Origin of the sequence: Pseudomonas sp. LH21 (assembly GCF_036549575.1) — a bacterium.
GTDB lineage: Bacteria > Pseudomonadota > Gammaproteobacteria > Pseudomonadales > Pseudomonadaceae > Aquipseudomonas > Aquipseudomonas peradeniyensis.
Genome location: NZ_CP144367.1, coordinates 5,549,587 through 5,574,262, shown reverse-complemented (window position 1 = coordinate 5,574,262; position 24,676 = coordinate 5,549,587). Strand labels below are relative to the sequence as shown.

The 24,676-nt window shown below is 64.5% G+C and carries 17 protein-coding genes; 5 read left to right on the top strand and 12 right to left on the bottom strand.

Translation table 11 applies throughout. From position 1 onward, the window contains the following. Nucleotides 1-4: 4 nt before the first annotated feature. The 3 genes from VUG52_RS25345 to VUG52_RS25335 are packed head-to-tail and all read right to left on the bottom strand — an operon-like array spanning nucleotide 5 to nucleotide 1,762. Nucleotides 5-277, bottom strand: coding sequence for a phosphopantetheine-binding protein (locus VUG52_RS25345; RefSeq protein ID WP_186711983.1), 273 nt, complete (start codon nucleotides 275-277; stop codon nucleotides 5-7). Beyond that, nucleotides 246-1,064 (bottom strand): lysophospholipid acyltransferase family protein, encoded by an 819-nt coding sequence (locus tag VUG52_RS25340; RefSeq protein WP_050707317.1) that lies wholly within the window; start codon nucleotides 1,062-1,064, stop codon nucleotides 246-248. Before VUG52_RS25340 ends, VUG52_RS25345 begins: the two co-directional genes overlap by 32 nt. Then, nucleotides 1,040-1,762, bottom strand: coding sequence for a beta-ketoacyl synthase chain length factor (locus tag VUG52_RS25335; protein ID WP_050707316.1), 723 nt, complete (start codon nucleotides 1,760-1,762; stop codon nucleotides 1,040-1,042). The genes VUG52_RS25340 and VUG52_RS25335 overlap by 25 nt, the downstream gene beginning before the upstream one ends. A gap of 317 nt (nucleotides 1,763-2,079) precedes the next feature. Here VUG52_RS25335 and VUG52_RS25330 point away from each other — a divergent pair, with 317 nt between their 5' ends. The 3 genes from VUG52_RS25330 to VUG52_RS25320 all read left to right on the top strand — a co-directional run bounded on the left by VUG52_RS25330 (nucleotide 2,080) and on the right by VUG52_RS25320 (nucleotide 3,570). Then, nucleotides 2,080-2,853: a ParA family protein gene (locus tag VUG52_RS25330; RefSeq protein WP_262974119.1), complete on the top strand. Its 774-nt coding sequence runs from the start codon at nucleotides 2,080-2,082 to the stop codon at nucleotides 2,851-2,853. A gap of 62 nt (nucleotides 2,854-2,915) precedes the next feature. Then, nucleotides 2,916-3,224 (top strand): type II toxin-antitoxin system HigB family toxin, encoded by a 309-nt coding sequence (locus VUG52_RS25325; protein WP_050707314.1) that lies wholly within the window; start codon nucleotides 2,916-2,918, stop codon nucleotides 3,222-3,224. Beyond that, nucleotides 3,214-3,570 carry a helix-turn-helix domain-containing protein gene (locus VUG52_RS25320; protein ID WP_050707313.1) on the top strand — a complete coding sequence of 119 codons (357 nt, stop codon included), beginning with the start codon at nucleotides 3,214-3,216 and terminating at the stop codon, nucleotides 3,568-3,570. The genes VUG52_RS25325 and VUG52_RS25320 overlap by 11 nt, the downstream gene beginning before the upstream one ends. Nucleotides 3,571-3,576: 6 nt before the next feature. Here the strand turns inward: VUG52_RS25320 and trxC are convergent, their stop codons facing one another. The 7 genes from trxC to betI form a co-directional block, all read right to left on the bottom strand. Beyond that, on the bottom strand, nucleotides 3,577-4,011 hold the full coding sequence (gene trxC, locus VUG52_RS25315) for a thioredoxin TrxC (protein WP_050707312.1): 435 nt from the start codon (nucleotides 4,009-4,011) through the stop codon (nucleotides 3,577-3,579). Between the two features lie 134 nt (nucleotides 4,012-4,145). After that, nucleotides 4,146-5,606 carry a protein adenylyltransferase SelO gene (selO, locus tag VUG52_RS25310; RefSeq protein WP_331832233.1) on the bottom strand — a complete coding sequence of 487 codons (1,461 nt, stop codon included), beginning with the start codon at nucleotides 5,604-5,606 and terminating at the stop codon, nucleotides 4,146-4,148. A gap of 120 nt (nucleotides 5,607-5,726) precedes the next feature. Continuing rightward, nucleotides 5,727-9,032 (bottom strand): mechanosensitive channel MscK, encoded by a 3,306-nt coding sequence (mscK, locus tag VUG52_RS25305; RefSeq protein ID WP_050707310.1) that lies wholly within the window; start codon nucleotides 9,030-9,032, stop codon nucleotides 5,727-5,729. A 35-nt stretch (nucleotides 9,033-9,067) separates the two neighbouring features. Then, a complete protein-coding gene (locus VUG52_RS25300) occupies nucleotides 9,068-10,810 on the bottom strand; it encodes a potassium/proton antiporter (protein WP_050707309.1) in 1,743 nt (580 codons plus the stop codon). Between the two features lie 252 nt (nucleotides 10,811-11,062). Then, nucleotides 11,063-12,760: a choline dehydrogenase gene (gene betA / locus VUG52_RS25295; RefSeq protein ID WP_050707308.1), complete on the bottom strand. Its 1,698-nt coding sequence runs from the start codon at nucleotides 12,758-12,760 to the stop codon at nucleotides 11,063-11,065. A 76-nt stretch (nucleotides 12,761-12,836) separates the two neighbouring features. Beyond that, nucleotides 12,837-14,309, bottom strand: coding sequence for a betaine-aldehyde dehydrogenase (gene betB, locus VUG52_RS25290; RefSeq protein ID WP_050707307.1), 1,473 nt, complete (start codon nucleotides 14,307-14,309; stop codon nucleotides 12,837-12,839). Between the two features lie 38 nt (nucleotides 14,310-14,347). Further along, complete coding sequence (betI, locus tag VUG52_RS25285; RefSeq protein ID WP_050707306.1) at nucleotides 14,348-15,004, bottom strand: transcriptional regulator BetI; 657 nt, start codon at nucleotides 15,002-15,004, stop codon at nucleotides 14,348-14,350. Nucleotides 15,005-15,482: 478 nt separating this feature from the next. On the opposite strand from betI, the gene VUG52_RS25280 reads away from it, so the two are divergent. Together VUG52_RS25280 and VUG52_RS25275 are read left to right on the top strand one after the other, a co-directional pair. After that, a complete protein-coding gene (locus VUG52_RS25280) occupies nucleotides 15,483-17,486 on the top strand; it encodes a BCCT family transporter (protein ID WP_050707305.1) in 2,004 nt (667 codons plus the stop codon). 134 nt (nucleotides 17,487-17,620) lie between these two features. After that, nucleotides 17,621-22,273, top strand: coding sequence for a dermonecrotic toxin domain-containing protein (locus VUG52_RS25275; protein WP_050707304.1), 4,653 nt, complete (start codon nucleotides 17,621-17,623; stop codon nucleotides 22,271-22,273). Nucleotides 22,274-22,310: 37 nt separating this feature from the next. Here VUG52_RS25275 and VUG52_RS25270 read toward each other — a convergent pair whose 3' ends face one another. Next, on the bottom strand, nucleotides 22,311-23,705 hold the full coding sequence (locus VUG52_RS25270) for a trypsin-like serine peptidase (RefSeq protein ID WP_050707303.1): 1,395 nt from the start codon (nucleotides 23,703-23,705) through the stop codon (nucleotides 22,311-22,313). A gap of 202 nt (nucleotides 23,706-23,907) precedes the next feature. Further along, nucleotides 23,908-24,672 (bottom strand): divergent polysaccharide deacetylase family protein, encoded by a 765-nt coding sequence (locus VUG52_RS25265; RefSeq protein WP_050707302.1) that lies wholly within the window; start codon nucleotides 24,670-24,672, stop codon nucleotides 23,908-23,910. Nucleotides 24,673-24,676 lie beyond the last annotated feature (4 nt).

Below are 24,676 nucleotides of genomic sequence, written 5' to 3'. Positions count from 1 at the left end.
GGTCTCAGGCTGCCTGACGAGCGGTGACGAACGCCGCGAGGGTGGCGACGTTGCTGAAATGGTTGCGGGTGTCCTTGGCGTCGGCGTCGATCTTGATGCCGTAGCGCTTCTGGATCGCCAGGCCGAGCTCGAGGGCGTCCACCGAGTCCAGGCCCAGGCCTTCGCCGAACAGGGTCTGCTGGTCGTCGATGTCCTGCACGCTGATGTCTTCCAGGCCCAGGGCGTCGATGATCAGTTGCTTGAGGTCACGGTTCAGGTCTTGCTGTGGATCGCTCATCGGCGGCGAGCTCCTTTGTGTAGTGCTGGTGCAGGAAATCGTTGAGTCGGCGCGACGCGATCGGCGCCGGGCCCATGGCGGCGAAGGCCTGGGGGTCGATGTCGGCGCCGACGCTGAAGCAGAAATGCACGCGGCGCCAGGGAATGCGGTACCAGGGCTCGTTCTTGGTCAGGGTGGTGGGGCTGACCCGGATGGTCACGGGCGTGATGATCTTCGCACCCCTGAGGGCGATGGCCGCGGCGCCGCGATGAAAGGCGGGGACATGGCCGGGCGCGGTGCGCGTGCCTTCGGGGAAGATGATCAGCGGCTGGCCTTGCTGCAAGGTGGCGACGGCACTGTCGAGCATGTCCATGCTGCCGTCGTTGCCGATGTACTGGGCCTCGCTCACCGGGCCGCGGGTGAACGGGTTGGCGAACAGGCTGTGCTTGACCACGCAGTTGGCCTGGCGCACCAGGCCGATGAGGAACACCACGTCGATCAGCGACGGGTGGTTGGCGATGATCATCTGCCCGGGGCGGCCCAGGCGCTCGGCGCCCTTGATCTCGTAGGTGAGCACGCCGGCCACCTGCATGAAACGGATGAAGCGCCAGAACAGCCAGCCGATGGTGCGCCGGGCGCGCTGGCGGTGGCGCGCGGGGTCACCCGGCAGGCAGGCTAGCAGGGGGAATACCAACAGGCGCAGGCACAGGCCACCCAGGCCGAACAGGCCAAAGCTCAGGGCGGTTGCCAGCAGGCGCCACAGGTAGGCGTCCCGGGGGCGCTCTATGGCTGTCGTTGCCAGTTCCATGTGCGGCGGTTCCAGGTATGGGAAAGGGTTCGGGCACCACCCAGCGTGGCTTGCAGCCAGCTCAAGGCGTGGGGCAGCGCGGGGCGGGGAGCATCGGGTGATGAGGGGTGGCCTAGTGCCAACTGCCATTGTCGCCCAGGCGTGAGGCGCAATGCCAGGGCGTAGCCAAACGGCACGTCGTCGATCCAGGGGCCGTAGACCGACGGCGGTTGTTCCTCGGCGATGATCAGCAGCACCGCCGGCGCCCCTTCGCGCAGCAAGGCTGCGGCTTCCAGCAGGCCTTGCTCGAAACCGTCGCCAGCCGCGGCCAGGGCGGTCATCTCGCACGTCTCGCCGCGCAGGATCGACCACAGGCCGATCACGGCATTGTGCACCGAGAGGCTGAACTGGGTGGGCGACAGCGGCTGCCGTGCGGCCAGGTCGCTGAGGATCGACAAGGTGCGCGGCGTTTCGCCGTGGCGCGATACGAACACCAGTGGCATCGGTTCGCAACCCTCGGCCAGCGGCCAGCCCACGGCGAACGCCATGCGTGCGAGCGGGCTCAGGCGGCGGCGTTGCATGGCGGGCAGGAACGAGACGTCCGGCACCTGCTCCACGGCGCATGGGTGCAGGTCATGGTCGGCCCAGGACTGCCAGTCGTCGGGCGTCTGCAGGCCGGGCGCCCAGGCGCGCCATTGGCTGATATCAAAGGTGATCACGGTGCTTGTTACTTCCCGCCCTGTGGGACTTCCTTGCCTTGGGGATGACTCGGAACACAGACCTTGCGGGGTGACGCTTTGCCGAGTGGCGCGCATTATCCCGGTGACGGAGGTGTGTAGCAATTAGTCGTTACATTCCTGCCAGTCAGACATTGCATTTGCGCAGAAGTATCGAATCGGATCTGCTGCGTAAGGGTTTTCCGACGGCTGGTCAGTGACAGGTTGTCGGTCGCTGGCCGCCCAACTTGAGCGAAGTGCTGGTCATAAGCGGTGCGGCGCCACATACTCGGGCATTCGTTGATACACGGAGGTCTGTCATGCGGCGCGTGGTGTTCAATCAGAAAGGTGGCGTGGGCAAGTCGAGCATTGCCTGCAATCTTGCGGCGGTCAGTGCCAATGAAGGCTATCGGACCCTGCTGATCGACCTGGATGCCCAGGCCAACTCGACCCAGTACCTCACCGGCCTGACCGGCGACGACATTCCCATGGGCATCGCCGACTTCTTCAAGCAGTCGCTGTCCAGTGGGCCGTTCGCCAAGAAGAACAAGGTCGATATCTACGAAACCCCCTTCGATAACCTCCACGTGGTGACCGCCACCCCGGAGCTGGCCGACCTGCAGCCCAAGCTCGAGGCCAAGCACAAGATCAACAAGCTGCGCAAACTGCTCGACGAGCTGGACGAAGACTACGAGCGGATCTACATCGATACGCCGCCAGCGTTGAACTTCTACGCGGTTTCCGCGTTGATCGCCGCAGATCGCGTGCTGATTCCCTTCGATTGCGACAGCTTCTCGCGCCAGGCGCTGTACGGCCTGCTGGCCGAGATCGATGAACTCAAGGAAGACCACAACGACGAGCTGATGGTCGAGGGCATCGTGGTCAACCAGTTCCAGTCACGGGCCAGCCTGCCCCAGCAGATGCTCGACGAGCTGCTGGCCGAGGGCCTGCCGGTGCTGCCGGTGTACCTGGGCAGTTCGGTGAAGATGCGCGAATCCCACCATGCCAGCCTGCCGCTGATCCACCTGGAGCCACGGCACAAGCTGACCCAGCAGTTCGTCGAGTTGCATGATCTATTGGAGCGTAGTGCCTAGACGGTACTTGCGAGCAGTACTTATCCTGACTAGTATCTCCCAAAACGGGAGATTTCGCCGGGATGCGAATTATTGCAAAGCGATCATTGGTCCGGTTCTGGGAGCTGCCCGGGCATGAGGATGCCAAGGCGCCGCTGGAAAGCTGGCATGACCTGGTGCTCAAGGCCGATTGGTGTTCTCCACAGGACGTGAAGGCGCAGATTGGCAATGCCAGCATCTGCGCGAACAATCGTGTGGTGTTCAACATCGGAGGCAACAAGTACCGGCTCGTGGTGGAAATGCAGTATCGGGCAGGTATTGCCTGGGTGAAATTCGTCGGAACGCACAAGCGCTATGACGAGATCGACGTGGAGACGATCAATGAATATTAAGCCCATTCGCAGTGATGATGACCTGCAGGCCGCCTTCAAGCGGCTGGAAGCCATTTTCCAGGCCGAAGCCGGGACACCGGAGGCGGATGAAATGGAAGTGCTTGTGACATTGATCGAAGTTTATGAGAACAAGCACTATCCGATTCATTCAGCGGGGCCGATCGAAGCGATCAAGTTCTGCATGGACCAGCAAGGGCTGACGCCGCGTGATCTTGAGCGCTATATCGGTCCGAGCGGTCGCGTTTCCGAAGTATTGAACGGCAAGCGAGGCTTGAGTCTCTTGATGATCAAACGCTTGCATGATGGTCTGAGGATTCCCTATGAGTCCCTTCTGGCCAGTGTGTGAGCGTATCTAGACTCCTTGGCTGCGCAACCATTCCAGCAACGACTGCAGCGGAAACGCCCCAGCCTGGCGAGCCACTTCGCGGCCATTCCTGAACAGGATCAAGCTGGGGATCGAGCGGATGCCGAGCTGGCCGGCGAGGTTGCGGTTGGCCTCGCTGTCGAGCTTGGCCAGACGGCAGCGACCGGCGAGCTGGCGCGCGGCCTGTTCGAACACCGGGGCGAAACTCTTGCAGGGGCCGCACCAGTCGGCCCAGACATCCAGCAACAGCGGCAGGTCGCCCTTGATCTGGGCGGCGTAGGCACCCTCATTCAGTTCGAAGGGCTGAGCGAGCAGTACGTCCTGCTTGCAGCGGCCGCATTTGGGGCTGTCGCCCAGGCGCTCTGCGGGCAGGCGGTTGAGGCCGTTGCAGTGGGGGCAGGGGATTACCAGGGGTTCGGACATTTTATCTCCTTGATATTGCTGGGGCTGCTGTGCAGCCCTTTCCGGCCGGTCCGACGCCTCGGCAAGGCCGCTCCTACATGGGGATGCGTTTCCTGTAGGAGCGGCCTTGTGCCGCGAAAGGGCCGCCCCGGGGTTCATGACGAACAGCTGATCTCCAGGTGCTTGCCCCACTCCGGCGGACGCTCGGCATAGGCCTGCATCCCGGGCTGTTCCTCGAATGGCTTGCCCAGCACCTGGTGCAGCCGCCGCACTTCACTGTAGTCGCCCGCCTCGGCGGCTTCGATGGCCTTCTGCGCCAGGTAGTTGCGCAGCACATACAGCGGGTTGACCGCATGCATGCGCTCGCGGCGCCCTTCTGCGTTGCCCGCTTCGCGCGCGCAGCGCGCCTGGTACTCGGCGCCCCAGGCGTCGAAACCGGCCAGGTCGATGAAGTCTTCCCGCACCACCTGCAGGGCCTCGGCCACGGGCTGCTCGCCCAGGCGGCGGAAGAACAAGGTGTAGTCCACGCCGCCCCGCTGCATGCATTGCAGCAGGCGCTCGACCAGCGCCATGTCGTCGTCCTCGGCGGTGGTCAGGCCCAGGCGGCGGCGCATCAGGTCCAGGTAGTGCGCCTGGTACAGCGGCAGGAACAGTCCCAGCGCCTCCTTCAGCGGCTCGACCTCGATCACGGTGGTCAGGGCCTGGGCCAGCGCGCTGAGGTTCCAGTGGGCGATCGGCACCTGGTTGGCGTAGCTGTAGCGACCCCGGTCGTCGGAATGGTTGCAGATGAAGTTGGCGTCGAAGTCGTCGAGGAAGGCGTAGGGGCCGAAGTCGAAGGTGATGCCCAGGATCGACATGTTGTCGGTGTTCATCACCCCGTGGCAGAAGCCGTAGGCCTGCCAGCGGGCGATCAGTTCGGCGTTGCGCTCGATGATGGTGCGGAACATGGCCAGGTAGGGCTGCTCGGCGTCGCGGCACTCGGGGTAGTGCTGCTCCAGCACATGGTCGATCAGCACCCGCTGCTGTTCCGGTTGCTTGGTGTAGTAGAAGTATTCGAAGTGGCCGAAGCGCACGTGGCTCTGGGCCAGGCGCAGGAGCATGGCGGCGCTCTCGCGGGTCTCGCGCCATACCGGGGTGCTCGAGCCGATCACGCACAGCGCGCGGCTGCTGGGAATGCCCAGGGCGTGCAGGGCCTCGGAGGCGAGGAATTCGCGGATCGACGAGCGCAGCACGGCGCGGCCGTCGCCCATGCGCGAATAGGGCGTCTGGCCGGCGCCCTTGAGGTGCAGGTCCCAGTGCTCGCCGGCATCGTTGAGGACCTCGCCCAGCAGCAGGCCGCGGCCGTCACCCAGGCGCGGGTTGTAGGAGCCGAACTGGTGGCCGGAATACACCATCGCCCGTGGGTCGGCCTCTTCCCAGAGCTTGTGGCCGCTGAACAGCTCGGCGAACACCGGCAGCTCGGCCTGGGCCGGGTCGAGGTCGAGCAGGGCCATGGCTGATTCGCTGGCGACGACCAGGCGTGGATCGGCGATCGGGTCGGGCAGGACCTGGGTGGAGAAGGCGTCGCCGAGTTGGGCGAAGCGGTTGTCGAAGGTCAGGTGGTCGAGGTTTTTCACAGGCCGGCTCCGCGATTGGAATGATCGCGGGGCAAGCCCCCTCCCACGCAGCAGTGTGGAAGCGGGCTTGCCCCGCGATGCGGTAGGACATTGTCAGGGTGCATGCCCCTTGGCGTCCACTCAACTCGGCGGCGTGCTGTCCGGCTTGCGCTCCATCGGGATCAACTGCTGCTTGTCACCCTTGGTATCCATCAGGAACACCTCCACCTGGCGCACCGAGATCTTGATGTTGTGCGCCTTGAACTCGCGGTTGATATACCGGTTCAGTTCGTCCAGCGTCGGGTTGCGGTCGCCCAGGTCGCGCACGTGCATGCGCAGCTCGTGGTCCAGCGAGCTTTCGCCGAAGTTGAGGAAGTACACCAGCGGTTCCGGGTCCTTGAGCACCCGCGGGTTCTCGTGGGCGCCCTTGAGCAGCAGGTCGCGCACCAGGTCCAGGTCCGAGCCGTAGTCGATGCCCAGCTTCAGCGTCACCCGGGTGACCGTGTCGGTCAGCGACCAGTTGATCAGCTGGCCGGTGATGAAGGTCTTGTTGGGGACGATGATGTCCTTGCGGTCGAAGTCGGTGATGGTGGTGGCGCGGATGCGGATCTTGCTCACTGTGCCGGACAGGTTGCCGATGGTGATGGTGTCGCCGATGCGCACCGGGCGCTCGAACAGGATCATGATGCCGGAGATGAAGTTGGCGAAGATCTCCTGCATGCCGAAGCCAAGGCCCAGCGACAGTGCCGCTACCAGCCATTGCAGCTTGTCCCAGCTGACCCCGAGGGTGGCCAGGGTGCTGACGATGCCGACGCCGGCGATCACGTAGGACAGCAACGTGGTGATGGCGTAGGCGCTGCCCTGGGCAAGGTTCAGGCGCGACAACACCAGCACTTCGAGCAGCCCCGGCAGGTTGCTGGCCAGGGCCACGGCGATACCGGCGATGACCATGGCGCCGAGCAGGTCGCCGAGGCTGATCGGCACCATGCTGGCCGCCGCGCCGGTGCCGCTGCTGTACTCGTAAAGGGTGATGTTGTTGAGGTAGGCGAATACCGTGATCAGGTCCGCCCATACCCAGTACAGCCCGCCGATGAAGCCGCCGAGCAGGGCCAGGCGGATCAGGCGCAGGGACTGCTGGTTGACCTGCTCGATGTCCAGGGTCGGCTCTTCGACCACCACCTCGCCGTCGAGCCCTTCCTTGGCCGCCTGGCGTTTGCTCAGGGCGCGCTGGTAGGCCAGGCGCCGCGCTGCCACCGACAGGCCACGCACGAACGCGGCCTCGATCACCAGCCAGAACAGCAGCAGGTAGAGGGTGTAGATCAGCCGGTCGGTGAGCTTGAGGGCGGTGTAGTAGTAGCCGAAGCACACCGCCACGAACAGGGCGATGGGCAGGGCGGTGAAAGCAACCCCGACGGCCTTGCGGAACAGCGAGGTGTTCTGGTGCGCCGGGCTGCTCAGCAGCAGGCGGCTGAGCAGCCAGGCCATCAGCGCATAGCAGGTCAGTACCACGCCGATGCCCAGCACGTCGTCGGCCAGGGCCGACGGCTGGTGCTCGGCCACCGCCACCACGCCGACCAGGGCCAGTACCACGGTGCCGAGCCGGCGTACCCAGCCGCGCAGGAACTCGACCTGCGGCTTGTGCCAGCGGAAGTGGATCTCGGCCACGCCGCCCGGGGCGAGGATGCGGTAGGCGGTGTAGAACACCAGCCAGGCCTGGGCGATCTGCCACAGGGCGGCGCCGAGGTTGGCATTCTGCCCACGGGCATCGAGCTGCAGGGCGTAGCTGCCCAGGGTCAGGGCCAGGGCCACTGGCAGGGCCAGGAGGATGTTGATCAGGATCGCCTGGGGCGTGTGCCACTGGCTGTCGCGCTTGAAGTGGCCGATGTCCTGGTGGACCTTGCCCAGCCGTCGGTACAGCGCCTTGCGCCGCCACAGCAGGGCGCCGATCACCAGGATCAGCGGCAGGAATAGCAGCGGTTGCTGCACCAGGCCGTCGCCCAGCTCCTTGATACCCGCGCCCCACGGCAGGCTGGCCACCTGGTAGGTCAGGCGCTCGGGCACTTCGCGCAGCCACTGCCAGTCCAGCGGCTTGTTGCTGGGGATCCAGAACATCTGCTCTTCCAGCGTGGTGCGCAGGTTCTGGGCGGTGCTCAGCAACTGTTTCTGGTTCAGTTGCAGGGTGATGCACTCGTTGAGCAGCGCCGACAGTTCGCGGTTCAGCCGTTCGAGCAGGTCGCCGCGGGTGATCGCCACTTCCAGCAGGGCCTTGCGCAGTTGCGGGGTGACATCTTCCTCGGGCTGGCTGGCCAGCAGCTTGTCCACGTAGTTGGACGGGCTGCTCATCTGTTCGCGCTGCTGGTTGACCTCGAACTGGTAGAGGCGGATATCGGCGATCTGGTCGGCCAGGTCGCGGTCAAGCTTCAGGTGCGGCAGGGCCTGTTTCTGCTTGTAGAGGATCTTCGACAGCAGCAGGCTGCCCTTGAGCACGTTGATCTGCTCGTCCAGGGCCTGGTCGGCCTGGGTAAGGCTGTCGAGCTGCTGCTTGGTGCGCAGGTTCTGCTGGGTCACCTCGTTGAGGCGGTCGGTGCTGCGCAGCAGGTAGTCGGACAGCTGCAGGTTGGCGGTGCTCTCCGTGGCCAGCAGGTTGCTGCCGCCGGCCTTCTGCGCCTCGATCGACTGGCGGGTGACGGTCTGTTGCGACTGGGCCAGGCGCTTTTCGTTGATCAGCGTCTGCAGGTCCTGGATTTCCTGTTCCAGGCGGGTGGCGCGCTCGATCAGCAGGTCGTGGCGGGCATTGCCCAGGTCCTGCAGCACGCTGTTGCCGGCCAGCTCCTGGCGGCGCAGCAGGGTCAGGGCGTTGAGCGAGGCCAGTTCGGCGTTGAGCTGGTTGCGCTGGTCGGCGTTGATCGACTTGCCGTTGTCCTTGCCGCTCTTGAGGCTGTTGTTGATCTGCTGGACGCGCATCTGGTTGTTGCTGATCTCGGCCTGGGCGCGTTCAGGGCGGGTCTGCGAATTGATGATCAGGCTGTTGGCTTCGGACAGCGCCTTCTGCAGGTCGCCCTGCTGGGTGCTGCGCTCGCTGAGCATCTGTTCGAGCTGCGGCACCGTCAGGCTGGCATAGCGCTGCGCCACCGGCAGGGTGGGGCTGGCCTTGAGCTTGATCAGCTCGCGCTGGCTGTCGCGGATTTCCTGGGGCGCGCTGGCCAGCTGCTGCTTGAGGGCTTCGAGCTTCTTTTCGCTGTCGTCGCGGGCGTTGAGCAGCGCCAGGGTCTGCTCCAGCACCTGCTGCACGGCTTTCTGCTCGGTTTCCGGCAGCTTGCGCTCGGCGATCTTGCTCAGGCTGCTCTGGATGCCCGGGGTGGTCGGGATTTCCACCGCGCCGGCGGCGAACGAGAAGGTCAGGCACAGCCCCAGCAGGGCTGCGCGGCAATGGTCACGCAGGGACATAGGCAGAGTTCTTGTGTTACGCGGCAAATCGGAGTTTAGAGGAACAGCCCGGGTCCGGGGCGGGTACCTTCGGGGAATCTGACGCCCACTTTCTGGATCTTGTTCCCGTCCATGACCGCGACGGTCCAGATCGTGCCGTGCCATTCGATCTGGTCGCCCACTACTGGAGCGCCTCCGACCTTCTGTCGGATGAACTGCGCCAGCGGCATCTTCGCGTCCAGGCCATCGAGTTTCAGGCCATACAGCGCGGCCACCGCGCCCAGCTCGGCATCGCCTTCGAGGACGAAGTCGCCGAAGAAGCGCAGGTCCAGGCCACGCTGCGGTGCCTGGCTGAACAGCTTGCCCAGCGCCGGCAGGTTATGTTCGTGGCCGATCACGCAGAGCATGTCGCCGATTTCCAGCACGGTGCTGCCCGACGGGTGCAGCAGTTGCTCACCGCGGAACAGCGCGGCGATGCGCGTGCCCTCGGGCATCTTCAGCTCGCGCAGGGCGGCACCGATGCACCATTTCTCGGCGCCCAGGCGATAGACGAACAGCTCCCACTCGCTGGTGACGTGTACTTCGAGCGCGGAGCGGGAAATCGGCGCCGGGTCAGGCGGTACCGTGACCTTCAGCAGCTTGGCCATCCACGGCAGGCTGGTGCCCTGCACCAGCAGCGACACCAGCACGATGAAGAAGGCCAGGTTGAAGAACAGCTGGGCCTGGGGCAGCCCCGCCATCAGCGGGAACACCGCCAGGATGATCGGCACCGCGCCACGCAGGCCGACCCAGCTGATAAAGCCCTTCTCGCGGCCATGGAAGGCCTTGAACGGCAGCAGGGCGGCCACCACCGACAGCGGCCGGGCCACCAGGATCATCCACAGCGCCAGGCCCAGGGCCGGCAGGGCGATGGGCAGCAGGTCGTGGGGCGTGACCAGCAGGCCGAGCACCAGGAACATGCCGATCTGTGCCAGCCAGGCCATGCCGTCGAGCATGTGCAGGATGCCGTGGCGGCTGCGGATCGGCCGGTTGCCCAGCACCAGGCCGCACAGGTAGACGGCGAGGAAGCCGCTGCCGTGCAGGGCGTTGGTCAGGGAGAACACCGCCAGGCCGCCAGCCACCACCAGGATCGGGTACAGGCCGCTGGCCAGGTTGATGCGGTTGACCAGTTGCAGCATCAGCCAGCCGCCGCCCAGGCCCATCAGCCCGCCGATGCCGAACTCGCGCAGCAGGTGGGTGAGCAGGCTCCAGTGCAGGCCGGTCTGGCCGCTGGCGATCATGTCGATCAGGGTGACGGTGAGGAACACCGCCATCGGGTCGTTGCTGCCCGACTCGATCTCCAGGGTGGCGGTGACCCGTTCGTTCAGGCCCTTGCCGCCGAGCAGCGAGAACACCGCCGCGGCATCGGTGGAGCCGACGATGGCGCCGATCAGCAGGCCCTGGATCAGGCTCAGGTCGAACAGCCAGGCGGCGACCATGCCGGTCAGGCCGGTGGTGATCAAGACGCCGACCGTGGCCAGCGACAGGGCCGGCCACAGCGCCACGCGGAAGCTCGCCACCCGGGTGCGCAGGCCGCCGTCGAGCAGGATCACGGCGAGTGCCAGGTTGCCCACCAGGTAGGCGGTCGGGTAGTTGTTGAAGATGATGCCGCCACCATCGACCCCGGCGAGCATGCCGACCGCGAGGATGATGACCAGAATGGGGATGCCCAGGCGTGACGACAGCGAGCTGACCAGGATACTGGCCCCGACCAGCAGCGCGCCGATCAGGAACAGACTGTTTATGGTGCTCGCATCCAAAGGCAGGTACTCCGGGACAGCGGGGAATAAGACTTGCAGCATGAACTAGCAGGTCACGTGCCAATCGATTCTAACCTGATGAATTGGCAGGCTGTAAAGCGTTTCTGCATATGTAGAAAAGGCACCTCGAGAGGTGCCTTTTGGATCAGGGGGGAGCGTGGGAGCGGGCTTGCCCCGCGATGGTGTCCGTCAGAACAGCGATGTCAGCAGATCTCTCGCTATCGCGGGGCAAGCCCGCTCCCACGGGCCTGATCAGGCCTGCTTCACTTCACGCATCGGCTTGCCCTTCACTGGTGCATCGCCCGCCACGTAGTACTTGGCGGTGCTGCGCGGCAGCGGCTTGCGACCACGGATCTTGTCCGAGATCTTCTCGGCGATCATGATCGTGGTGGCGTTCAGGTTGCCGGTGATGATCAGCGGCATGATCGAGGCGTCGACCACGCGCAGGCCCTGCATGCCATGGACGCGACCTTCGCCGTCGACCACTGCCATGTCGTCGGTGCCCATCTTGCACGAGCAGGACGGGTGGAAGGCGGTTTCGGCGTGCTCGCGGATGAACTTGTCCAGCTCTTCATCGGTCTGCACGTGGGCGCCTGGGCTGATCTCGCGACCGCGGTACGGGTCCAGCGCCGGCTGGGCCATGATTTCGCGGGTCAGGCGAATACCGTCACGGAATTCCTGCCAGTCCTGCTCGGTGGACATGTAGTTGAACAGGATGCTTGGGTGCTGGCGCGGGTCTTTCGACTTGGCCTGGATGCGACCACGGGCCGGCGAGCGCATGGAACCCATGTGCGCCTGGAAGCCGTGTTCCTTCACACCGTTCGAGCCGTTGTAGTTAATCGCTACCGGCAGGAAGTGGTACTGGATGTTCGGCCACTTGAATTCAGGACGGGTGCGGATGAAGCCGCCGGCCTCGAACTGGTTGCTGGCGCCGATGCCAGTGCCGTTGAACAGCCACTCGGCGCCGATGGCTGGCTGGTTCCACCACAGCAGCGACGGATACAGCGACACCGGCTGGGTGCAGGCGTACTGCAGGTACAGTTCCAGGTGGTCCTGCAGGTTCTCGCCGACGCCTGGCAGGTCGTGGACCACCGGGATGTCGAGGCTTTCCAGCAGCGCGCGCGGGCCGACGCCGGAGCGCTGCAGCAGCTGCGGCGAGGCGATGGCGCCGGAGGAAACGATGACTTCCTTGCGGGCGCGGGCTTCGACGCGCTCTTCGCTGTCACCCACCAGGTAGGTCACACCAACGGCGCGCTTGTTGTCGAACAGCACGCGGTCGGTCAGGGCGTGGGTGACGATGGTCAGGTTCGGGCGCTTCTTGGCCTGGTCCAGGTAGCCGCGGGCGGTGCTGGAGCGACGGCCGTTCTTGGTCACCGAACGGTCCATCGGGCCGAAGCCTTCCTGCTGGTAGCCGTTGAGGTCTTCGGTGCGCGGGTAACCGGCCTGCACGCCGGCTTCGACCATGGCGTGGAACAGCGGGTTGTTGCCGGCTTTCGGCGTGGCCACGCTGACCGGGCCGTCGCCGCCGTGGTAGTCGTTCGGGCCGATGTCGCGGGTTTCGGCTTTACGGAAGTACGGCAGGCAGTCCAGGTAGGTCCAGTCCTCGAGGCCTGGCAGTTCCGCCCAGCCGTCGAAGTCCATGGCGTTGCCACGGATGTAGCACATGCCGTTGATCAGCGACGAGCCGCCCAGGCCCTTGCCGCGGCCACATTCCATGCGGCGACCGTCCATGTGCGGCTCCGGATCGGTCTCGTAGGCCCAGTTGTAGCGACGACCCTGCAGCGGGAAGGCCAGGGCGGCCGGCATCTGGGTGCGGAAGTCGAAGCGATAGTCGGGGCCACCGGCTTCCAGCAGCAGCACGGTGACGCTGGCGTCTTCGGTCAGACGGGTGGCCAGGGTGTTACCGGCCGAGCCGGCACCGACGATGATGTAATCGAATTCTTGGGACATGAAAAGTACCCTCGTTGGCGGTTGTCAGGGAGCGGAAACGCCCGTGCGCGAAGGCACGGGCGTGGCTAAACGGGGTTTAGAAAACCGAGTTGTAGCCGCCCAGCTCGACCTGGACCGACTTGATGCGAGTGTATTGAGCCAGCGAGCTGACACCGTTCTCACGGCCGACGCCCGACTGCTTGTAACCGCCAACCGGCATTTCGGCCGGCGACTCGCCCCAGGCGTTGATCCAGCAGATGCCGGCCTCGAGCTTGTGGATGATGCGGTGGGCGCGGCTGATGTCGTTGGTGCAGACGCCGGCGGCCAGGCCGTATTCGGTGTCGTTGGCACGACGGATGACTTCTTCCTCGGTCTCGTAGCTGAGGATGCTCATCACCGGGCCGAAGATCTCTTCCTTGACGATGGTCATGTCGTCGCTGCAGTCGGTGAACACGGTCGGGGCCACGAACGCGCCCTTGGCGAAGTCGCCGTCCAGCAGACGCTCACCGCCGCACAGTACGCGGGCGCCTTCTTCTTTACCCTTGGCGATGTACGACAGCACGCTTTCCATGTGCTGGAAGCTGACCAGCGGGCCGAAGTTGGTGTTCTCGTCTTCCGGGTTGCCGGCACGGATGCGGGCGACGCGCTCGGCGATCTTGGCTTCGAAGGCGGCTTTCATCGAGGCTGGGATGAACACGCGGGTGCCGTTGGTGCAGACCTGACCCGAGCTGTAGAAGTTGGCCATCATGGCGATGTCGGCGGCCTTGTCCAGGTCGGCGTCGTCGCAGATGATCAGTGGCGACTTGCCGCCCAGTTCCATGGTCACTTCCTTCAGCGACGAGCTGGAGGCGCTGGCCATGACTTTCTTGCCGGTGGTGGTGCCGCCGGTGAAGGAGACTTTCTCGATGCGCGGGTGCTCGGTCAGCCAGGTGCCGACTTCGCGGCCGCTGCCGGTCAGGACGTTGAACACGCCGTTCGGCAGGCCGGCTTCGGTGAAGATCTCGGCCAGTTTCAGGGTGGTCAGCGAGGTGACTTCCGACGGCTTGAAGATCATCGCGTTGCCGGCGGCCAGGGCCGGGGCGGATTTCCACAGGGCGATCTGGATCGGGTAGTTCCAGGCGCCGATACCGACGGTCACGCCCAGCGGCTCGCGGCGGGTGTAGACGAAGGACGATTCGCGCAGCGGGATCTGCTCGCCTTCGATGGCCGGTACCAGGCCTGCGTAGTACTCCAGTACGTCGGCGCCGGTGACGATGTCGACGTAGCGGGTCTCGGAGTACGACTTGCCGGTGTCCAGGGTTTCCAGCATGGCCAGCTCATCGTTGCGCTCGCGCAGGATGTCGACGGCGCGGCGCAGGATGCGCGAACGCTGCATGGCGGTCATCGCCGCCCAGACTTTCTGGCCGCGCTCGGCGCTTTCGACGGCTTTTTCGACGTCGGCTTGGGTCGCGCGCTGCACATGGGCGAGGACTTCGCCGGTGGCCGGGTTGATGGCTTCGAAGGTGGCGTCGCTGCCAGCGTCGACGTAAGCGCCATCAATGTAGAGTTTTTGCGTTCCGAAACGGGCCATAGTGTCCTCGCAAGTGCAGTGTGTGGTTGGCTGCCGCGTCACGCTCCTGCCGGTTGGCTGGTCGCTGCGCGCGGCTGTTCAGAGGCCTGGTCGGTTGTGCCCAGGGACTGCTGTTTCGCCAGTTGTAGATCCATGTATTCGTAAGCGATGCGTATCGCCTGGTCGGTGTCGAATGCATCCCCCGACAGGGCGCCACGCAACCACAGGCCGTCGATCAGGGCTGCCAGCCCGCGGGCAGCCTTGCGCGCATGGTAGAGCGGCAGGGCGCGGCGGAACTGACAGCACAGGTTGGAATACAGACGGTGATCGTTGATCCGCTGCAACCTGTGCAAAGACGGTTGGTGCATGCTGGAGGCCCAGAAGGCCAACCAGGTTTTCATTGCCGGGCCATTCACCTGGCTCGCATCGAAGTTGCCTTCGATGATCACCTTCAGGTGGGCACGCGGGCTGTCGTCCGTGAGTGCCTGACGACGCGCGATCACACCCTCGTTGAGCATGTTCATGATGTGGCGCATCGTCGCTGCGATCAGGCCGTTCTTGTCCTGAAAGTAGTGACTGATGATGCCGTTCGACACGCCGGCCAAACGGGCAATCAGCGCAATGCTGGCATCGCCCAGTCCGACCTGATCGACCGCCTGCAATGTGGCTTCGATCAACTGCTGGCGGCGGATGGGTTGCATACCGACCTTGGGCATCTTGCTATCTCCTCAGGCCTGCGGGCAGACGACGAGCGGCTGCCTCGGCGAGGCCAGTCTATTTTGTTTTGATTGAACGTTCAATCAATAAAGAATAAGCTCTGCGACAATTTGTGCCATTGACAGTTTTTCAGGCCGTCAAAGGGACACGAATCGACACCCCAGGAAATCGTGTAACCCCCGGAATACAAGGCGTTGACGGGCATGAGCGATGCAAAGGACAGATTCTGCCGAGCGGTCATGGACTGCGCGGTCGGCCCTTGGAGCGGGCCAGGTGGTCTGTGGCGAATGCGCGCACCTTCTGCTGAGTGCGTGGCAAGGCGACAGGCGGCCGGTCTGTTTTTTTTGCAGCGTTTCGATTCGGGATCACGGTTTCCAGGTGCCTTTTATAACACCTTGCGCAGTAGGGCTATTGCACCAATTGCGCGGGACATAACTGTTTAGCCTCCACTGCCGCACTGCCCGGAGCATTCGTGCAATGAGTTCTGCCTCCCTGACAACCCCCCCCGCCGAGCGGGTACGGGTCAACCGCGTGGTGTTCTACACCTCGGCGCTGATGATCCTCGTTCTGACTGCCCTGCTGATCGCTGTCCCCGAAGCCGCTGGCCAGGCGCTGGGCGTCGCCCAGAAATGGCTGACCCGTACCTTCGGCTGGTACTACATGCTGGTGATCTGCGGTTACCTGCTGTTCGTCGTCTACCTGGCCTTCTCCGACTACGGCAAGCTCAAGCTTGGCGGCAAGGACGATACCCCCGACTTCAGCTACGGCGCCTGGGCCGGCATGCTGTTCTCCTCGGGCATCGGTATCTCGCTGCTGTACTTCGGCGCCTCCGAGCCGCTGGACCATTACTTCAACCCGCCAGAAGGCACCCCAGCCAGCCTCGAGGCCGCGCGCCAGGGCCTGCAGCTGACCTTCCTGCACTGGGGCCTGCACGGCTGGGCGATCTACGCCCTGGTCGGTCTTGCCGTGGGTTACTTCGCCTACCGTCACAACCAGCCGCTGGCGCTGCGTTCGGCGTTGTACCCGCTGGTCGGTGAGCGTTGGGTCAAGGGTGGCGCGGGTCATGCCGTGGACATCTTCGGCATGTTCGTCACCCTGCTGGGCCTGGTGACCAACCTCGGCATCGGCTCGATGCAGGTCGCCTCGGGCCTGGAATACCTGTTCGGCATGGACCACAGCAAGACCAACCTGCTGGTGGTGATCCTGGTCATGGCCGGCGTTGCCACCGTGGCCGCGGTGTCGGGCGTGGAGAACGGTATCCGTCGCCTGTCCAACCTGAACATCCTGCTGTTCAGCGGCCTGCTGATCTTCGTGCTGCTGGCCGGCAACACCCTGCACCTGCTCAACGGCTTCGTGCAGAACATCGGTGACTACCTCAACGGTGTCGTGCTCAAGACCTTCGACCTCTACGTCTATGAAGGCGACAACGACAAATCCGAGCGCTGGCTGGGCCTGTGGACCGTGTTCTACTGGGCCTGGTGGATCTCCTGGGGCCCGTTCGTCGGCATGTTCATCGCCCGTATCTCCAAGGGCCGTACCGTGCGCCAGCTGGTCAGCGGCGTGCTGCTGATCCCGCTGGGCTTCACCCTGGCCTGGCTGTCGATCTTCGGCAACACCGCGCTGGACTTGGTGATCAACCAGGGCGCCGTGGAGCTGGGCAAGACGGCGCTCGAACAGCCGTCGATGTCGATCTACCAGCTGCTGGAGTTCTTCCCGGCGGCCAAGATCGTCATCGGTGTGGCAGTGTTCGTCGGCTTCGTGCTGTTCCTGACCCCGGCCGACTCCGGCGCGGTGATGATGGCCAACCTGTCGTGCAAGGGCGGCAAGGTCGACGAAGACGCCCCGCACTGGATGGTGGTGTTCTGGTCGGTGGTCATCACCCTGGTCACCATCGGCCTGCTGTTCGCCGGTAACTTCGAAGCCATGCAGACCATGGTGGTGCTGGCCGGCCTGCCGTTCTCGGTGGTCCTGGTGCTGTTCATGTTCGGCCTGATGAAGGCCATGAAGCAGGACGTCGCGGTCGAGAGTGAGCGCGCCGAACTGGCCGCCCGTGGCCGTCGCGGCTTCAGCGAGCGCCTGAGCCAGCTGGACCTGCAACCGACCCAGGCCGTGGTCCAGCGCTTCATGGACAAGCAGGTCAGCCCGGCGCTGAAAGAGGCCGCCGAGCAGCTGCGCACCCTGGGCTTCGAGGTCGAGACCCGTGTTGGCCAGTCGCGCAACATGATGGGCCTGCGGGTGATGATGGAAGAGGGCAACCCGTTCGTCTACGAAGCCAGCCTGGACGGCTACATGGCCGCGCCTAGCGAGGCGCCGGTCGAGGGCGAGCCGGAAGTGCGCCAGCGCTTCTACCGTGCCGAGGTCTACCTGCACGACGGCAGCCAGGAGTACGACCTGATGGGCTTCACCCGTGAGCAGATCGTGCGTGACGTGCTCGATCAGTTCGAAAGCCACCGCCAGCTGCTGGGGCGCGTGTATAGCTGATCACGGCTGAAGTGAGCGAGGGGCCCGGCGCGCAAGCGTCGGGCCCCTTGTCGTTTCGGGTGGGCAATATGTAGTGCCTGCCCCGTGCGGGGGCGGGGGCATGGTGGCGGCTCATCCATGAGCGGAGCCCTTGCATGAGCAATACCTCGACCCAGATCTTCGACTTCAAGCGCGCCGTTGCCAGGCAGTTCGCAGACCGCCCGACCCTGCGTCAGGTTGTCAGCCGGCAACTGCTGCAAGTACTGCTGACGGAGCTGCCCTGGCTGGCTTTCGTCGAGCCAGCGTTGGAATCAGCCGATCCGCTGATCCTGGACAGCCCTGATCCCGATAGCGAGTACTGGACCACCGCCTCGCTGGTGGATGTCGTGCTGCAGGCGATGCTCGACGGCACACCGTTGGACCTGGAAGCTATCGACGGGCGTCATCACAACCTCGGCCTGGCAGGTCTACACCGTTTCCCCGGCTCGCACAACGCGCTGGACACGCGTCGCCTCACGGGTATTTCTCCGGCGCTCAACGCATTGCCGGCAGCAGTGATCGAGCACTTCTGCCAGGCTCAGGTCGACTACTGGCGCGAGCCGGGCAGCTCAGGCAAGAGTCGCGACAGCTGGTTTCAGCTGATGCTGAAAATGGCGCTGTTGCGCAATCTGCCGCTGCATGGGCTGGACGACCAGCAGCAAGCCTGTGTCCGAGGCTTGATCCGCGGCGGCGATGACCAACCTTCGGTGTTCGTCGTGGAGGCGAAGCTGACCGCGGATGGACAGCAGTACCCGCTGATGCAGCCTGGCTTGCTGTTGGCGGGAGAGTGGGATGAGCGTGAGGTCGTGCTGTGGTGCGCGCCGTCGAGTCAGGTCAGGGCTTTCGCGGCGCTGGATGATTTCGCCCTGGCGTTGCGTGACGAGCTTGCATTGCGTTACCGGTTCACCGCCATGACCTGGGATCGTCACGAGCTCGAAGGCAATGTTTTCGCCCAGCTGAGCGCATTGCTGCTCGGGCATATGCTTGAAGGTATCGGGCAACTGCGCTTGCAGGGATTGACCCTGGCCCGGCTGGAAGACCTGTTCGCGGATCTGAGCGACCCTGCGCAGTGGTTCGTGGGCGGCTACTTCGTCGAAGAGGACAGTTCGTCTGCGGTGCCGCCAGGCATAGGCCTTGCGTCGGCGAGCGACAGCTTTGCCTATCAGTCGGGGTTGTTGGACCTGGCCCTGGACCAGGCTGACGCAGAAGGTGTGGCGGCCCTGGACGGCGTGCTCGACCTGCGGGCCTATGCCCGTCAGCAACTGCGCAAGCAGATGCTCGAGGACTATCCGGTGGATGCCAACTACTTCCCCGATGAGCTGGTCCTGGAACTTCAGGTCGGCAAAGGCATGCCGGGTGGTGCAGGCATTGGCAGCGGCGGTGGAGAACCTCTGGTGCCGGCGGGCGAGATGACGCTGACCGAGTTCGCCATTGCCAATCTCGGCGCCCTGGGCGATGCCACCATCAAGCGCATCAGGCACACCCACGATCAATTGGTCACGTCCTGGATGAACGCCGCGTACCTGAAGAGGCTCGTGCAGGCTGTCGACATCGGTGGCCGTTATCCAGCTTACGTGGCCAATGCACTGGACGATCCGGCGAGCCGCTCCGAACGTACCCGGCGTTTCGCCCGGGAATGGCGCCAGTCCCTGCGGTTCACCGCCCTGCAGGCAAAACTCGACCGCAAGATTACCGAAGCAGGCCTGCAGTGCGTCCTCGACCTGTGCAAAGGCAGCTTCGACGCGGCGACGCAATCCGGCGGGTTGATACCGCTCGCCTTCAAGCGGCAGCAGTCGTCGGTTCGTTACGATCTGGTGCAGGGGATGTACGTGCTGTTTTCCACGGCGCCTTCACTGGTGCTGCTCTACCGCCCGCTCTACCAGACCGATCCGCTGCGCCAGTATGCCGATATCGACACGATGATGGCGGCGATTCGCACATTGGATACGTTGCAGCAGAGCATCCTGACCTGGATGGACCCGGATGTTCGCCCTGTCTATGACAACGGTGGATTTGCCGAGCCACACATCACCCATGTCGGTATCGACCCCTATCAGTTGCCCGAGCGGCCAGGGCCTGTTCGATTCGACGCGCACCTTTGGTTGAGTGATGTGGACGAGAAACTCTACGCAGCGAACCGGGCGGTGCTGGTGACCCTTGCCGATCGCCAGAGCACATCCAATGCCGAGCAGCGTTGGGCGACCCTTGGAAAAGGCGCCTGGCTGCTGTTTGATGTGGCCACCTTGCTGGTCCGGGGGCCAGTGGCCACTGTGGCCTGGCTGGTTCAGACCCTCGCCAGCCTGCAGGGTGACGGCCAGGCCCTGGAGCGGGGCAGTGAGTTCGAGCGGGAGGCGGCCACCGTCGATCTGCTTGTCAACCTGGGCATGACGCTGCTGCATGCACGGCTGCCGCGCGCAGAGGTGGCTGGGACGATTTCGACGCCCGATGCCAAGGCGTTCGACGGGCGACCGGCGCAGGAGGGTGGCCATGCGGCAGCCAGGGTCGAGCCGACGCAAGGCAAGGTGGGTATGCCGGGACCGCTCGCCATGCCGGATGGGCTGGCTATCGACTTTTCCTGGCGGGGCAACCAGGGGTTCAACTGGCTGGCTCCAGAGCAGCGCAAGGCGTTGATGGCGATGCGCGCGAGCATCGTGGTGGAGGGGCTGTCACCTTCGTCGACAGGCTTGTATGAGATTGGCGGTCAACAGTATGTCGCCATGCTCGGCGAGGTGTTCGCCGTGCAAGTGGCAGGTGAAGAAGTCAGGGTCATCGGTGCGGCCCGCAAGAAGGGGCCGTGGCTGGTGTTCGAGCAAGGCGCCTGGCGAATCGATGCCCGCTTGCGCCTCAGTGGTGGCATGCCAAGGGAACGCCTGGCGCAACAGTTTGCCAAGTTGCAATCTAGAACCGATGGGCTGGCCGAAACGGCCAATGTCGAAATGAAGGAATTCCATCGGCTCACGCGCGAGGTTATCAAGGCCGAGGAGCGAATCAGGCACCTGGGCGGGCTGAAGGAGGAGGAAGCGCGTCGGCGGCTGGAGGCCGAGCAGATCAAGGACGGCACATTCGACATGGCCAGCTCCGACAGGATCATGGCTTCCTACGAGCAGCGATATGCCGCGCTCGACATCGAGCAGGATCACCTGCGTCTGCAGGCAGTCGCCCAGGCTGAGCAGGTGGTGCGGCTGGATCGCGAGCAGTGCGACATCCTGCAGTCCATGCTCGAGCCCAAGTACGGCAGCTACCGAAAAGCGGGGTTCGCCCAGACGCTCCAGCTGCAAAGAGAGACGTTGATCGCCGGGCTGATCCGTAACAGCGATTTCATTCTCAGTGAGTTGCAGCACCTGGCGAATTTTCCGCGGATGACTGAATTGGCCGCGCAGTTCGACGCGGGTGTGGGAGCGCAGGTACGTCAGCAGTACCGGCAATTTCGTGCAGAGCTTGCAAAGGTCATAGAGATTCAGGAACGCATGCTGGTCGCCCAGGGCGCTCTGGACGAGTTGCTTGCTGGCGTGCCGGACGAACTGAATCTTGGCCTGGGTGGCATACAGTGGACGGTTGGACAAGTGGTCGCCAAGCGCAGCTTTACCACCATCGACCTGCGCTTTCACCACGCCCTGAATCTGGCCGACCTCGCGCTGCACCTGGATGGCGGTCAGCGCCAGTTGTTCAGGTACCGGGAAGACCTCGCAGCCGACACGCTTCGAGGGGCGGCCACCGCTCACGGTGAGTCACTGATGTCGAGCCTGGGCGTAGCCGACAGGATCAGCATTCTCCAGCAAGCCTGGGACGCCTATGCAGCGGCGATCGTCAACGCCCAGCACCTGGAACGCACGGGCGGGGCCCTGGTCGAGGTTGACATGCTCCAGCGTTACCGGACCCACATGCAGTTGCTCAAGGATGATGCCGGACGCCGTCTGGTGGATGCGCTCTGCGAACAGGATGGCGCACTGACAGCGCCCAGGAGAGTGCCTTATCCGAGGGCGGCGGTCCCCCAGCGGGCGTTGCGCAATAACGACGGTCTGTTGGTCGTTGCCACGCAGGTGGAGGGACAGGCGGCGTGGGAGGTTCAGGATCCGCTCAGCAAGAAAGCGCTACAGGTGTTTGAACTGACGGATGGTGAATGGCACCAGCGTGAGGAGACAGCCGAGGTGCCGCCGGTCGAGGGCGAGGCGGAGGATATCGAAGGGCTCTTGTCGTCATTGCTCGAGGATAAACAGGATGTGCTCGCCATCGCCGAGGCCTATGTGAGGGATGACGTCAACGGCCAGGCCATAGAGCGCTTGTTGAAGCGCCAGATCGAAAAAATGCAGGAAGCGGCTGCCGTGCTGGCCGAGCAGGGCGTGAGTGAGGTGCGGACCGCACCTCTGAGCGCCGCTGTGACCGATTTCGAGGTACAGCGTATTCGCCTGCTGACTGAACTGTACGGCAAGACCCGCTACCCGACCGCGCAGGGGTTGCGCTTCCTCCATGATCAGGGGCTGATCAAGGTGGATTACGTCAGGCGGGACACGTCGATTGCTACCAGTCCCTTCGACGAGTTCAGGATCACTCGCCTGAATGCCCCAGGGGCAACGAAGGGTCGTAGCCTCTGGGCGGCGCATTTCCATCTGGCATCACAGTCCGCGCCTTTGGATGCGTTTATCCATGGGCATCTGAAGGTCTGGAGCCAGCGTTTCATGGGGCGACAGTACGAAGCGGTCAGTGGCGAGCGGGTGCACAGGGGGCGACTTACTGCAGCCGATGTGGCGGGAATCATTCCCCTGAGCTGACGGAGCGGCCCTGTCTGCAAGCAGGCAGGGCCCTGGGTCATCGCTCCTGCGCGGGCAACAACTCGCGGTGAGTCGACGCCACCTGCCTGTCGAGATCGATGGCGCGGCTACAGAGTATCGCCGGCAACCGTGATGCCTGAATGACCTGGGTGGGTGTCAGGGCGCGGCGGTAACCGAAGTCGCTGTCGCAGTCCATCCGGTCCGCAGCGCCGTACTTGACCAGGTAGTGGCTCAGGTAGGGCTGCTCGGAATGCCAGTCGACGATGACGTGGCCCTGCTCGTGACGATCAAGGCTGTAGCGGACCTCAGGAAGCCCCGCCGGAATCACTTCGACGGGCAAGCTCAGGGCGTTGGCCAGCAGCGCCGGAAAGGGACGCTGCTCAGGCGATTGCACGCCGACCAGGCACAGGTAGTAGCGGCCAGGCTCGCTGCCGATCGGGTCGTCGATGCGCCGTTCGCTGGCGGAGATCGTGCCGCTGTAGCCAACCGCGTCCTCGCACTCGAGCGCGTCGCGCACCTGCTTGTAGCGGTAGCGCGGAGTATCGATCTTGAGGGTCAGGTCCCAGGTGGCGGCCGATAAGTCGTTGCCAAGTCGCCTGAGCAGGCGGGCCGGTCCTTGCTGGGTGATCTGGAAGCCGGGTAGCAGGGCGCATTGTTCGAAGCTCAGGTCGGCGTGACCCTGGTGAAAGCAGCCGAGCACACGTTGGACCGGGATGGCGTAGTTGTTCTGCGTTGCGCCGAAGGGCGCGCTGTTGACGACGCTGACCAGGTGTCCGCTCGCCTGGTCGATTACCGCGCTGCCCGAGGCGCCTTTGCCGCTGCTTGGGCAGTCGTTCACCTTGAGCTTGCGCCAGACCCAGGGAAACTCGGTCACGCTGGCCTGGTCCTGCTCTGTGCACTGGACCGCGCGCAGTCCTGAGTCTGGGTTGCTGGCCTCACCTACCATCACCACCGCGCTGCCTGGGGCTGAGCTGGAACCCAGTTTCAGCGGCTGGATACCTGCGGCCATTACCTGGGCGAGGCTGGCGTCCAGTTCCACCAGCGCCAGGTCGCTGCCCTGCATGCTGCTCCAGAGCGTGCGCTTGAGTGCGAAGCTTGGGCGCGTGTTCGGGGTGTCGGCGAAGTAGTTGAAGGTGATCGTGCCCTGGGCCGGCTGATCGTGGATGATCCGGCCATTGCGGGTGTCCAGGCAGTGGCCGCTGGTCAGCAGGTAGGCGGGACCTGTCTTGGTGGGTTCGGTGCCGCCGCTATCGATCAGTGTGGCAATGCATTGGTCGCCATTCGCCAGGTTCAGACGGCCGATGCCACTCCAGTGGGCGTGCTCGCCGTGGGCATTGTCCAGCAGTGTCGGCGTATCGGTGGTGTCTGCGAGTGTTGTGGTTATGGCCCAGGGCATGGCCAGGGCAAGGAGAGTGGTGGTTAACGTTGGCATCGGGTGAGCTCCTGTAGGGATGACCGATGCGAGCGTGCCTAGGGGGATGGGGCGTCAGGTGGTGCTTATGGATATGCGTGATAGGCGGCATGGGTATCACCAGCGAGGGAGCGGGATTGGCCCGCGATGCCCTGCCAGCACCGGCTTCGCCGGTGATCGCGGGGCTAGCCCGCTCCCACGTTGGTCTGGATCGGGCGACGCTTCAGCGATTGCTGTAGCGGCCCTGGTGGCCATGGGCGGGCATGGCCTGGTTGCCGCGTTCGGCGATCATCTGCGGCAGACCGATCAACTCGATGCCCTGGGCCTTGAGTCGGGGGATTTCACGAGCCAGCACCTCCAACGTCTGCGGATAGGGGTGGCCGATCAGCACCGCAGAGCCTTGCTTGCGGGCCTGGGCGATGCCTAGCTGAAGCTGTCCGCTTATCGCCTCCGTGGTGCGCACGTCATCGAGAAATACATCCCTTGAAACATGGGCCAGGCCAACCGCCTGGGCCTCGGCCGCCGCCACGGTGGCGGCGCTGGTGCGGCTGTCGACGAAGAACAGGTGGCGGCGTTGCAGTTCCTCCATCAGCCAGCGCATTGGTTCACGCTGGGCGGTCATGCGGCTGCCCATGTGGTTATTGATGCCGGCGGCGTAGGGCACCTTGGCCAAGGCGGCGTCCAGGCGCCGGGCCAGTTCCTCGATCGCCGTGCCGGGGTGCCAGGCGTAGGGGCCGTTGGCCGGGTCCATGGGCATGTGCAGGATCACCGTGCGCCCGGCCTTGTGGGCCTGGCGGGCGAAGTCGGTGGCGTGGGGCGTGTCGGGCATGATCGCCATCGTGACCGGGCCGGGCAGGGCGAGGGTGCGGCTGTCACGCTCGCTGCTCTGGCCCAGGTCGTCGATGATGATGCTCAGGTAGGCCTTGCCCGGCGCCGCCTGGGCGGCACCGAACATGAGGCAGAACAGCGTGAACAGCAGGTAACGCATGGGA